Annotated in this window: 12 protein-coding genes; 10 read left to right on the top strand and 2 right to left on the bottom strand. The window is 37.5% G+C overall.

The window, feature by feature from the left end; genetic code table 11:
* Positions 1-78: 78 nt before the first annotated feature.
* A complete protein-coding gene (gene rsmA, locus DQM95_RS09005) occupies positions 79-951 on the top strand; it encodes a 16S rRNA (adenine(1518)-N(6)/adenine(1519)-N(6))-dimethyltransferase RsmA (RefSeq protein ID WP_037592613.1) in 873 nt (290 codons plus the stop codon).
* A gap of 31 nt (positions 952-982) precedes the next feature.
* Here the strand turns inward: rsmA and DQM95_RS09000 are convergent, their stop codons facing one another.
* Both DQM95_RS09000 and DQM95_RS08995 read right to left on the bottom strand, forming a co-directional pair.
* Positions 983-1,699, bottom strand: a complete 717-nt coding sequence (locus DQM95_RS09000) for a DUF4811 domain-containing protein (RefSeq protein ID WP_037592615.1) — start codon at positions 1,697-1,699, stop codon at positions 983-985.
* A 1-nt stretch (position 1,700) separates the two neighbouring features.
* Complete coding sequence (locus DQM95_RS08995) at positions 1,701-3,203, bottom strand: MDR family MFS transporter (RefSeq protein WP_046391627.1); 1,503 nt, start codon at positions 3,201-3,203, stop codon at positions 1,701-1,703.
* 246 nt (positions 3,204-3,449) lie between these two features.
* On the opposite strand from DQM95_RS08995, the gene rsgA reads away from it, so the two are divergent.
* From rsgA to rpsG, 9 genes are all read left to right on the top strand, one after another.
* Positions 3,450-4,322 (top strand): ribosome small subunit-dependent GTPase A, encoded by an 873-nt coding sequence (gene rsgA, locus DQM95_RS08990; RefSeq protein ID WP_037592617.1) that lies wholly within the window; start codon positions 3,450-3,452, stop codon positions 4,320-4,322.
* An 8-nt stretch (positions 4,323-4,330) separates the two neighbouring features.
* A complete protein-coding gene (gene rpe / locus DQM95_RS08985) occupies positions 4,331-4,993 on the top strand; it encodes a ribulose-phosphate 3-epimerase (RefSeq protein WP_037592619.1) in 663 nt (220 codons plus the stop codon).
* Positions 4,986-5,618 carry a thiamine diphosphokinase gene (locus DQM95_RS08980; RefSeq protein ID WP_111686007.1) on the top strand — a complete coding sequence of 211 codons (633 nt, stop codon included), beginning with the start codon at positions 4,986-4,988 and terminating at the stop codon, positions 5,616-5,618. Before rpe ends, DQM95_RS08980 begins: the two co-directional genes overlap by 8 nt.
* A gap of 43 nt (positions 5,619-5,661) precedes the next feature.
* Positions 5,662-6,891, top strand: coding sequence for a DNA recombination protein RmuC (gene rmuC / locus DQM95_RS08975; RefSeq protein ID WP_372987700.1), 1,230 nt, complete (start codon positions 5,662-5,664; stop codon positions 6,889-6,891).
* On the top strand, positions 6,881-7,819 hold the full coding sequence (locus DQM95_RS08970; RefSeq protein WP_015911935.1) for a 3'-5' exoribonuclease YhaM family protein: 939 nt from the start codon (positions 6,881-6,883) through the stop codon (positions 7,817-7,819). Before rmuC ends, DQM95_RS08970 begins: the two co-directional genes overlap by 11 nt.
* Positions 7,820-7,953: 134 nt before the next feature.
* Positions 7,954-8,772, top strand: coding sequence for a pur operon repressor (gene purR / locus DQM95_RS08965; RefSeq protein ID WP_015911934.1), 819 nt, complete (start codon positions 7,954-7,956; stop codon positions 8,770-8,772).
* A 25-nt stretch (positions 8,773-8,797) separates the two neighbouring features.
* On the top strand, positions 8,798-11,434 hold the full coding sequence (locus tag DQM95_RS08960) for an SEC10/PgrA surface exclusion domain-containing protein (RefSeq protein ID WP_037592622.1): 2,637 nt from the start codon (positions 8,798-8,800) through the stop codon (positions 11,432-11,434).
* Between the two features lie 187 nt (positions 11,435-11,621).
* Positions 11,622-12,035, top strand: coding sequence for a 30S ribosomal protein S12 (rpsL, locus tag DQM95_RS08955; RefSeq protein ID WP_015911932.1), 414 nt, complete (start codon positions 11,622-11,624; stop codon positions 12,033-12,035).
* A gap of 20 nt (positions 12,036-12,055) precedes the next feature.
* The gene (gene rpsG / locus DQM95_RS08950; RefSeq protein ID WP_015911931.1) at positions 12,056-12,526 is read left to right on the top strand and encodes a 30S ribosomal protein S7; all 471 of its coding nucleotides are present in this window, start codon (positions 12,056-12,058) and stop codon (positions 12,524-12,526) included.
* Positions 12,527-12,536: the final 10 nt, after the last annotated feature.

Raw genomic sequence — 12,536 nt, 5'->3', positions numbered from 1 at the left:
ACAAATTTTCCTCATTTTTTTATGGGTCAAAAAAATTATGCTACAATAGAGAAAACAAATGAGTAGGAAATAGATTAGATGAGAATAGCAGATTACAGTGTTACTAGGGCTGTGCTTGACCGCCATGGTTTCACTTTTAAAAAATCCTTTGGACAAAACTTTTTAACAGACACCAATATTTTGCAAAAAATTGTTGATACAGCTGAAATTGATCGAAATGTCAATGTTATTGAGATTGGGCCAGGTATTGGTGCTTTGACGGAATTTTTAGCAGAGAATGCTGCAGAAGTTATGGCTTTTGAAATTGATGATCGCTTGATTCCGATATTAGCCGACACTTTAAGAGACTTTGATAATGTGCAAGTCATTAATCAAGATATCTTAAAATCTGATTTACAAAGTCAAATCAAGCAGTTTAAAAATCCAGATTTACCTTTAAAAGTCGTTGCAAATCTTCCTTATTACATTACAACGCCTATTTTGATGCACTTGATTGAAAGTAAAATTCCTTTCCAAGAGTTTGTGGTCATGATGCAAAGAGAGGTAGCGGATCGCATATCTGCAGAGCCAAATACCAAAGCCTACGGCAGCTTATCCATTGCCGTTCAGTACTATATGACTGCAAAAGTTGCCTTTATCGTTCCAAAAACTGTTTTTGTTCCAGCTCCTAATGTGGATTCTGCCATTCTTAAAATGGTGAGACGTCCGGAACCATTAATTGAGGTCACTGATGAAGATTTCTTCTTCCGAGTGGCTAAAGTTGGTTTTGTCCACCGCAGAAAGACTTTATGGAACAATTTAACCAGTCATTTTGGAAAAACAGAAGAGATTAAGACAAAATTGACACAGGCTCTTGAACTTGCCGACATTAAACCTTCGATTCGTGGCGAAGCTTTGACCATCCCTCAATATGGGAAATTGGCTGATGCCTTGAAAGAAGTTGGATTTTAAAAGCCCTTCCTATTGAGGAAAGGCTTTTTTGCTATTTTGTAATGCCTAGGGCTTTTTTTATTTCAGCAACCTGCATTTTGGTCAAGGCTTTTGGATCATTTTGAGCTAAGCTTTGTAATTTCATTGCTAATTGAGGGTTAGCTTTCATGGCTTTTTCTTGTTGAGCTTTCATTTGTGGGGCAAGTTGACTAAGTTTGGCAGCTTGTTTCTTTGATAGGACTAACCAGGTATCTTTTGGTACAGTTACAATCGATTTTTGAGAAATCAACTGACCATTTTCACCCCCAAAACCAAACATCAGCTTGTCAAAATCCGATTTCCAAACGTATCGCTTGGTTGTCGTTTTAAGGTATGCATGATCTATTTCCCCCAATTTATATTGGGCTGTCTTTTTGATGGCTTCGTTAATTTTCTTTGAATTTGGAATGAAGTGTGCTCTTGGCTGTTTTTGGTCTTTTGCATCTTTGTAAACAAGAACATGGTGGTCTGATTTGCTACCAACCTTTTGGTAAATCAATAAACCAAAGCTAGCGTTCTTGTCAGCTGCAGAATAAATGTTTTTCTTTGAAACCGTTGTTTCAACTGTCATGCCAGTATGGTTAACAAAATGATCGGTCAAATAAAGAGTGCTTGCTAAAAGTGTTAGGAGAGATAAGGTTCCTAAAATATAGCGAAGACTTGCTTTAGGTAAGTACATCCAAGTGGCAAAGGATAAGATTGTGGCTAAACTAATAATGGCTAATATCATCTTAGAGCTCCTTTTCTACTTCAATAATTTTTCCTTTTCTTAAGAAAAGGGCAACAATAAATCCGATAATGGCAAAGGATAGTCCAATGGTGAATGAAACATGGAACCCTTTAAGGCTAGCTTCTAACATCTTAGAAGCGTATTCAAGAGGATTTTGATCTTTTAAAAGGTGCGACGGTTTGTTGTGATTGATGACATTTTGGGTCACACTTGATAGTAAAGCAACAACAATGGCAGAAGCGATTTGACGTGCAGTATTATTAGATGCGGTACCATGTGCAGCTTCATGAGGTGGCAAAGCACTCATGGCAGATGCTGTTAATGGCATCATAATCATGGCAATACCAAACATACGAACGGCATAAAGCAAAGTAATATAGTGATCAGGAGTTGCACTAGTCAGGAAGATAAAAGGAATGGTTCCGATTCCTAAAATAGAAAACCCGATCAGAGCCAAACGACGGGCGCCTACTTTATCATAGACACTTCCTGCAATAGGACTCACAATCCCCATCATTAGGGCTCCTGGTAAAAGGACAAGCCCTGAATCAAGTGCAGACAGACCATGAACATTTTGGAGATAAAGAGGAAGCATCATCTCGACCCCCATCATAGCCATCATGGAAAGGGCAATGGCAAGTGTCGTGATTGAGAATTGTTTCACCTTGAAAACCCGTATATCAAGGAACGGTTCTTCAAGAATAAGTTGACGATGAATAAAGATAGCGATAAAAATCAACCCAATCACAATAGGAGCGATGACGGTTTTCATTTCTGTCCACCCATCATTTGCAACATTGGTGAAGCCCCATAGGAAGCTGCCAAAACCAATGATAGATAGAATAAGAGAGGGTAAATCCAAAGACATTTTTTTATTAGGAATAACATCTTTAACCAAGATTGGTGATAACAAGAAGGCAAGGATTAGAATAATGAGTGGGAGAACAAAAATAGCTCTCCAGGATAAGTTGTGTCCCCACAAAATAATGTCATGCTTTAATAACCATCCAGCAAAAGTAGGACCAATAGCAGGACCAAGCCCAACAACTAGACCACTAAGCCCCATAGCAGCTCCTCTTTGCTCGGCAGGATAGATATTGACCATTACAACTTGCATCAAAGGCATGGTAATACCGACAGCAATGGCTTGAATAATACGACCAAAGAGGAATAGGTTCCAATTATCAGTAGGTGCCAAGGCTGTGATGATTAAGCCAATAACTAAGATGGCATAAGCTGACACATAAAGCCATTTTGTTGAAAAACGGGTTGCAAGAAAAGCTGAAACGGGAATCATAATACCGTTAGCCAATAAAAACCAAGTGGTTGCCTGTTGAGCAGTGGCCAAGTTAATATCGAAGTTTTTCATTAAGGTTGGAATGGCAGTTCCCAGACTTGTCTGGTTCAAAATGCCGGCAAAGGTTGCTACTAATAATAAGATAACCATTGCGGTACGATTGTAGCTTTTGCCATGTATATCAATGTGTTCTTGTCTTGATGACATTGCGTTTCTCCTTTGTATCTGATTTGCTATTATTCTCTCGAAAAACAATTATAATTTCAGAAAATAAATAGTTACCCTGAGAACTATACCACAAACCAAAAAGGCAAGCAATCATTTTGGCCTGGTTTTTTCTAAATTTTTTCAGAAAAGTTGATAGCAAGATGAAAGCCGAGGAAAAAATTAAATCTACTGAATTAAGCGCTTATTTTTGCTATAATAAACTTATTATGATTATAAGGAGTTCATTTGCAAGGTAGAATTATTAAATCCTTAGCTGGCTTTTATTATGTAGAGTCGGAAGGGAAAGTTTATCAGACACGTGCGCGTGGTCATTTTCGTAAAAAAGGACAAACACCATATGTAGGGGATTTTGTGGATTTTTCTGCAGAAGATCATTCGGAAGGTTATATCTTAGCCCTTCACCCCCGAAAAAATGAATTGATTAGACCGCCTATTGTTAATATTGATCAAGCTGTGGTTGTGATGTCTGCTAAGGAGCCGGACTTTAATAGTAACTTACTGGACCGATTTCTGGTATTACTAGAACATAAGACTATCAAACCACTGGTCTATATTAGCAAATTAGATTTGCTTGATGACTTGTCGGCTATTGAGTCTATTCGTCAAGAATACCAAAAGATTGGTTATCATTTTGCCTTGTCTTTAGAAGAACTACTGCCACACCTTAAGGACCAGGTTACTGTTTTTATGGGGCAAACAGGTGTTGGGAAATCAACACTCCTTAACAAGATTGCACCCGAACTTGCTTTAGAAACGGCAGCTATTTCTGATAGTCTTGGACGTGGAAGACATACCACACGTGCTGTCAGTTTTTACAATGTTTACGGCGGAAAAATTGCTGATACGCCTGGCTTTTCCAACTTAGATTATGCCATTGATAAGGCAGAAGACTTAAGTGAAGCCTTTCCTGAAATCCGTCATTTCAGTCACCAATGCAAATTTAGGTCTTGTAGTCACCGTCATGAACCACAATGTGCGGTTATTGCAGCAGTTGAGTCGGGCGACGTTTGGAAAGTTCGTTATGACAACTATCTGCAATTTCTGAGTGAAATTGAAAACAGAAGAGAAACCTTTAAAAAAGTAATAAAAAGAAAGTAGGTCACCCCATGTTTACTAATAAAATTGCGCCATCCATTTTAGCAGCTGACTATGCTAATTTTGCTTCCGAACTTAAAAGAATTGAAGAGACTGATGCAGAATATGTTCATATTGATATTATGGATGGTCAATTTGTGCCCAATATTAGTTTTGGAGCAGATGTTGTTGCAAGTATGCGTAAGCACAGCAAGCTCGTCTTTGATTGTCACTTAATGGTGGTTGATCCTGAACGTTATGTTGAAGCTTACGCGCAAGCAGGAGCGGATATTATGACCATACATACTGAAAGCACAAAGCATATCCATGGTGCCCTACAAAAAATTAAAGCGGCAGGAATGAAAGCAGGGGTTGTTATTAATCCTGGAACTCCTGTTTCTGCTTTAAAACCTGTTCTTAACTTGGTTGATCAAGTGCTTATCATGACAGTCAACCCCGGTTTTGGGGGGCAAGCTTTTATCCCAGAATGTTTAGAAAAAGTAGAAGAAGTAGCTAGCTTAAGAGAAACATTAGGTTTAACATTTGATATTGAAGTGGATGGTGGTGTTGATAATAAAACCATTGCAGCCTGCCGAAAAGCTGGGGCCAATATCTTTGTTGCGGGATCTTACCTCTTTAAGGCCAGTGACTTGGTGAGTCAGGTGCAAACCTTGAGGACTGCTTTAAATGATTAGGATTGCGATGATTGCGGGTGGGCAAATAACAGATTTTTCTGCCCAATTCGATTATTATGTTGGAATTGATAGAGGAAGCCTGTTTTTAATTGAAAATGGGCTTCCTTTGGAATTAGCCATTGGTGATTTTGATTCTGTTTCTGAAGAAGAATTATCGAATATAAAAGAGAGAGCAAAAGAATGGATTCAAGCACCTGTTGAAAAGGATGATACGGATACTGAGTTAGCCTTGAAAACAGTATTTGAGAGATTTCCGGATGCTCAGGTAACTCTTTTTGCAGCCTTTGGTGGGCGTTTAGATCATATGATGTCGAATATTTTTTTACCGAGTGATCCGGAAATTGCTCCTTATATGAAGCAAATCATACTAAAAGACGACCTCAATCATATCCATTATTTTCCAAGTGGCCATCACAAGGTTGAACAAGTAGAGGGAATGACTTATGTCTCTTTTATGACAGATGGTGATGCTCCTTTAAGCATTGAAAAAGCCAAGTATCAGTTGACGTCAGATCATTATTTTCAAAAAAAAGTCTACTCCAGTAATGAATTCGTAGGTAAGCCTATTGAAGTTACACTGGATAAAGGGTATCTTGTCGTCATTCAAAGTAAAGATAGGAGATAATTTGGAAATTATTATCATTATTTTATTAGTGATTTCTTGTGTCATGAGTGTCTTGCTCTATCAAAAGATTAATCAGCTTGAAAATCAAATGGATAAGCATCATGAAATTTTAGCGGATAATCTATCGGATCAAATGACCTATCAATTAGAAAGTTCTAGTAAGGAACAATTTCTAGAAGTTAGTACCTTAATGAACCGTCAGCAAGCTGATTTATATCAGCAACTAAATGACTTGAAATCTGTCCTTCACCACAATCTATCTGAAAGTCGTGATCGGAGTGATCAGCGATTGGACGTCATGAATCAGAATTTGACACGGTCTGTTCAAGACATGCAAGCTTCAAATGAGAAACGCCTTGAAGAAATGCGTCGGACAGTTGAAGAAAAACTTGAAGAAACGCTTAATAAACGCCTTCAGGTTTCATTTGAAACGGTTTCTAAACAATTGGAAAACGTGAATGCCGGTCTTGGTGAAATGCGTACGGTTGCTAAAGATGTTGGGACCTTAAATAAGGTATTATCCAATACCAAGACGCGAGGCATATTAGGTGAATTACAGCTAGGACAAATTATTGAAGATATCCTTACCGTTCAACAATATGAAAAAGAAATTCCAACTGTTAAAGGTTCAAGTGAGCGCGTGGAGTATGCTGTTAAATTGCCTGGAAATCAGGACGGGGAATATGTTTATCTACCAATTGATTCCAAGTTTCCTTTAGAAGACTATTATCGTTTGGAAGATGCCTATGAATCCGCCGACAAAGAAAGGATTGAACAATCTCGTAAAGCCTTGTTATCTGCTATCAAACGATTTGCCAAAGATGTTAATAAGAAATATATCAATCCTCCTGAAACCACAAACTTTGGGATTCTATTTTTACCGACAGAAGGTCTCTACTCTGAAGTGGTCAGAAGCGCAGCCTTCTTCGATGCTCTTAGAAGGGAAGATAATATCGTTGTGGCCGGTCCATCTACCTTATCCGCTTTGCTTAATTCCCTATCGGTTGGTTTTAAAACCTTAAATATCCAAAAAAATGCAGACGATATTAGTAAGATTCTTGGGAATGTCAAAGTGGAGTTTGAAAAATTTGGCGGTATTCTGGTTAAGGCTCAAAAACAAATTAACACGGCAAACACAACACTAGATCAGTTGATTTCGACCCGTACAAATGCTATTGTCCGTGCTTTAACCAAGGTCGAAACTTATCAAGATAAAGATACCGAAGCTTTGCTCAATATGACCTATTTAGAAGAGGATGAAGATGAAAATTAATCAAATGAAGAAAGATCAGCTCTTTGAAGGATTCTACCTGATTAAGTCAGCAGAAGTTCGTAAGACAAGGGCTGGGAAAGACTTTATTGCTTTTACCTTTCAAGATGATACTGGAGAGATTTCAGGTAATCTTTGGGATGCTCATGCCTACAACGTTGAAGAATTTGTGGCTGGAAAAATTGTGCATATGAAAGGGCGTCGAGAAGTTTATAATGGAACGCCTCAGGTGAATCAAATTACACTGCGCAATACTCGTGATGGTGAACCTAATGACCCAAGTGAATTTAAGGAGAAAGCACCAGTTAGTGTCTCTGATGTCAGAGATTATCTGGAACAAATGCTTTTCAAAATTGAAAATGCAACTTGGCAAAGGATTGTCCGAGCTCTATACCGTAAGTTTGATAAGGAATTTTATACCTATCCTGCTGCTAAAACCAATCATCATGCCTTTGAATCAGGGCTAGCTTATCATACGGCTACCATGGTAAGACTGGCTGATAGTATTGGGGATATTTATCCGGAATTAAATAAAAGTCTTCTTTTTGCCGGTATCATGTTGCACGATCTTGCCAAAGTCCTTGAACTAACGGGTCCAGACCATACAGAATATACTGTTCGTGGCAATCTCATTGGGCACATTGCTCTCATCAATGAAGAGATTACAAAAGTTATAAATGAGTTAAAAATTGATGACACGAAAGAAGAAGTTGTCGTTTTGAGACATTTAATTTTAAGTCACCATGGACAGTTAGAATTTGGGAGCCCAGTACGTCCGCGCATTATGGAAGCTGAGATTCTCCACATGATTGACAATATTGATGCCAATATGATGATGATGTTAACTGCTCTCAGTCGAGTAGACGAAGGAGAGATGACAAACCGTATATTTGCAATGGATAACCGCTCTTTTTACAAACCTAAATATTAAATGTTACAAAAATATTTAAATATTACAATTGAACATAAATAAATAAAAAGATGAACAATTTTCCTTGCGAACGTTCGTCTTTTTTTGAGAACTTTGTGTTATAATATGATAAAGTATAACATGATGGGGAAAATATGAAATTAAGACGTAGTGAACGCATGGTTGTTATTTCAAATTATCTTATTAACAACCCTTATAAATTGACAAGTTTAAATACCTTTGCAACAAAATATGAAGCTGCTAAATCTTCTATTTCTGAAGATATTGCTATTATCAAAAAAGCTTTCGAAGAATCAAATATTGGAGAAATTGAAACCCTAACTGGTGCAAGTGGTGGGGTTATTTTTACCCCAAGTATTTCTCGAGAAGAGGCTATTGCCATTGTCGAAGATCTTTGTCAAAAGCTATCTGAAAACAATCGTATTTTGCCAGGAGGGTACATATACCTTTCAGATTTACTAAGTACACCCAAAATTTTACAAAACATTGGTCGAATTATCGCCAATGCTTTTAAAGGGCAAAAAATTGATGCCGTCATGACAGTTGCTACTAAAGGAGTTCCTTTAGCTAATGCGGTAGCCAATATACTCAATGTGCCTTTTGTTATTGTAAGACGTGACTTGAAAATCACAGAAGGATCGACTGTTTCAGTAAATTATGCCAGTGCTTCAAGTGATCGCATTGAAAAAATGTTTCTTTCTAAGAGGAGTCTCCAACCAAACAGTCGTGTTTTGATTGTCGATGACTTTCTAAAAGGAGGAGGAACAATTACGGGGATGATTAGTCTTCTATCCGAATTTGATAGTCATTTGGTAGGAGTGGCTGTTTTTGCTGAAAATGCTAAAGAAGAACGTGAACAGATGGCATATAAATCATTGCTTAAAGTTTCTGAAATAGATGTCAAGAACAATAAAGTCGTCGTTGAAGTTGGGAATATTTTTAACGATATATAATGTATGGAGAGAAAAAGGGAATATTATGGAATTCGAAAACACAAAATCTAATCAGATTAAAACAACACTTGCTTTAACGTCAACACTCGCACTTCTTGGGACTGGTGTTGGTATGGGACATACCGTTAATGCGGATGACATGACAACTGCTGATCAATCACCTAAATTACAAGGTGAAGAAGCAACATTGGCGCCTACAAACATTGAAGATACTAAAGCAGCCATTGATACTAAAACAGCTACATTAGCAGAACAAACCGATGCTCTTAATACTGTAAATGAGACAATCACAAGCACAAATGAAGAATTAGCTACTTTAGAAGGAGGCTTAGCTGATAAAGAAACAGCAGTTGCAGATGCTGAAAAAACATTGGAGTCTGTTTCAAATGCCTCAGAAGAAGAATTTAATCAATTAGCAGAACAAAATAAAGCTGACTTAGCTAAAACTCAAGAGGAGCTAAAACTTGCTGAAGCAACAAAAGAAGAAGTTGCAACACAGGTATTGACACAATCTGACGAGGTAACAGCTGCAGCTAATGAAGCTAAAAAAATGGCTGAAAAAGTTGCACAAGCAGAGACAAAAGTTTCAGACTTGACGAAAATGGTCAATCAACCAGAAGCAATAACAGCTCAAGTTGAAATAGAACAAAACAATGTCAAAATCATTTCGGAAGATTTAGCAAAAGCCAAAACTGATTTAGTTGCTGTAACAGATAATACAAAAACACAATTAGCAAATGATTTAGCGACTGCTCAATCTAGCTTAAGTGCCAAACAAAATGAATTAGCTAAAGTACAGTCACAAACAAGTAATGTCGCAGTGAATGTTATGGGTGCTAATAAAATGGTTGCTCCAACTAATTACCCAATTAATGAAATCAAAAAATTAATGTCAAGTGGTTACATTGGGACACAATCTTATCTAAATACATTCTATGCTTTAAAAGATCAACTGGTTTCTAAAGCAGAAGTTGGGGCATACTTAAATCATTACGTTGATATCGCAAGTGACTTAAACCGTATCGTTAACCCAGATAACTTATCAGTTGAGGTTCAAAATGAATTAGCTGTATTTGCAGCAACATTGATTAATTCTGTTCGTCAGCAATTTGGTCTTTCTGCAGTCGAAGTGACGCAAGGCGCTCAAGAGTTTGCTCGTACTTTGACTCAAAACTATAAAGCAACACATGGAAACACTGTTCCTTTCTTTAATTACAATCAACCTGGCAAGAATGGTCATATAGGCATTGGTCCACACGATAGAACAATTATCGAACAAGCAGCTACAAGTGTTGGCTTAAAAGCTAATGATGATAACATGTATGAAAACATCGGATTCTTTGATGATGTTCATACTGTTAATGGAATCAAACGTAGCATTTATAACAGTATTAAGTACATGCTGTTTACAGACTTCACCTATGGAAATACATTTGGACATACGGTTAACTTGTTGCGTTCTGATAAAACAAACCCAAGTGCTCCGGTCTATTTAGGAGTTTCAACAGAAACTGTTGGTGGTTTAAATACCCACTATGTTATCTTCCCGGCAAGCAATATTGTAAATGCCAGCCAGTTCAGCAAACAAGTGGTTTCAGGTCCATTAACAACAGTTGATAACAGTGCTAAAATTAGCATTCTTCAAGCAAGTATTGCTTCTGTTGAGTCTAAAATTCAAACCTTACAAAAACGTATTGCAAATATTTCTTCAGAAGCACTAGTTATCTCTGCACAGAGAAAAGTAGATGGTTTAGCTGCAAAACTTCAAAAAGCTGAATCTAACGTTGAAAAAGCAAAAGCTCAACTTCAACAGTTACAAGATTCAAAAGAAGATTTACATAAACAACTTGCTTTTGCCCTTTCAACTCGTAAGGATTTAAAAGGTCAACTTGACGAATCGCTTGTTCACCTAAATCAGTCTAAAATTCTTTTACATAGCTTAGAAGAAAAACAAAGTCAAGTGGCAAGTCAAATTAACGTCTTGACATTGAAGAAAGCACAACTTGAAAAAGAACTAGCCTTTAACTCTCATCCAAATCGTGAAAAAGTTGCAAAAGAAAAAGTTGAAGAGGCTCAAAAAGCATTAACAGAAACCTTATCTCAAATTAAAACTAAAAAAGCTATCTTAAATGATTTAACACAAGAAAAAGCAAAATTGACGTCAGCAATCACAACAACTGAACAACAAATTGTTTTGTTGAAGAATCATTTAGCAAATCAAGTGGCGAATGCTCCAAAAATCAGCAGTATTGTCCAAAGATCAGAAAACAATAGAGTAAGACCGGATGTTTCTGATACAAGAGAGAAGGCAGTAGATACTGCTCAAGAAGCGACAATTCTTGCTCAAGCAGAAACAATGGCTGAAGAAGTCATTACAAATTCTGCAAAAGCCATTGTTGCAAATGCTCAAAATGTTGCACAAGAGATTATGAAAGTAGCACCTGAAGTAACACCTGATCAAGGAGTTGTTGCAAAAGTTGCAGATAATATTAAGAAAAATAATGCCCCAGCAAGTAAATCATATGGTGCAAGTTCATCAACTGTAGGAAATGCTACTTCTTCACGAGATGAAAGCACAAAACGTGCTTTAAGAGCAGGAATTGTTATGCTGGCAGCAGCAGGACTTACTGGTTACAAACTCAGAAGAGATGGCAAAAAATAAGAAAATCAAAGGAAAAATTGATTGACAGAAAGTACCGTCTATGTTACTATAGTAGACGGTACTTTTTACTTTTGGTCTCTCAAAAGTGTACAGAGACGTGCTGACAATTGTTGCAAAAGTACACACAGATATAGGCTGTCACCAAGTGCTATATCAACCAAAAATAAAAAAATACAGGAGAATGTAGATGCCTACAATTAACCAGTTGGTACGTAAACCACGTAAATCTAAAATTGAAAAATCAGATTCACCAGCTTTGAACATTGGTTACAACAGTCATAAAAAAGTTCACACAAAAATTGCTGCCCCTCAAAAACGTGGAGTTGCAACACGTGTTGGAACAATGACTCCTAAAAAACCTAACTCAGCCCTTCGTAAATTCGCTCGTGTACGTTTGAGCAACCTTATCGAAGTAACTGCCTATATCCCAGGTATCGGACACAACTTGCAAGAACACAGTGTTGTACTTATCCGTGGTGGACGTGTAAAAGACCTTCCAGGGGTACGTTACCATATCGTACGTGGAGCACTTGATACTGCAGGTGTTGCTGATCGTAAACAAGGCCGTTCTAAATACGGTGCTAAACGTCCTAAAGGATAATAGAAGGGGGATAGGAAACAATGAGTCGTAAAAATCAAGCGCCTAAGCGCGAAGTATTACCAGATCCATTATATAACTCAAAAATTGTAACACGTCTTATCAACCGTGTTATGCTTGATGGAAAACGTGGAACTGCTGCAACAATCGTATATGATGCATTTTCAACTATTAAAGAAGCAACAGGAAATGATGCTCTTGAAGTATTTGAAACAGCAATGGAAAACATCATGCCTGTACTTGAAGTTCGTGCACGCCGTGTTGGTGGATCAAACTATCAAGTACCAGTTGAAGTTCGTCCAGAACGTCGTACAACTTTAGGTTTACGTTGGTTAGTAAATGCTTCACGTGCACGCGGTGAGCATACTATGAAAGAACGTCTTGCAAAAGAAATTATGGATGCTGCAAACAACACTGGTGCATCAGTTAAAAAACGTGAAGATACTCACAAAATGGCTGAAGCAAACCGTGCCTTTGCACACTTCCGTTGGTAATTTTAACAAT

Source organism: Streptococcus uberis (assembly GCF_900475595.1).
GTDB lineage: Bacteria > Bacillota > Bacilli > Lactobacillales > Streptococcaceae > Streptococcus > Streptococcus uberis.
The sequence above is the reverse complement of the archived record's forward strand: the minus strand, read 5'-3'. Positions and strand labels throughout refer to the sequence as shown.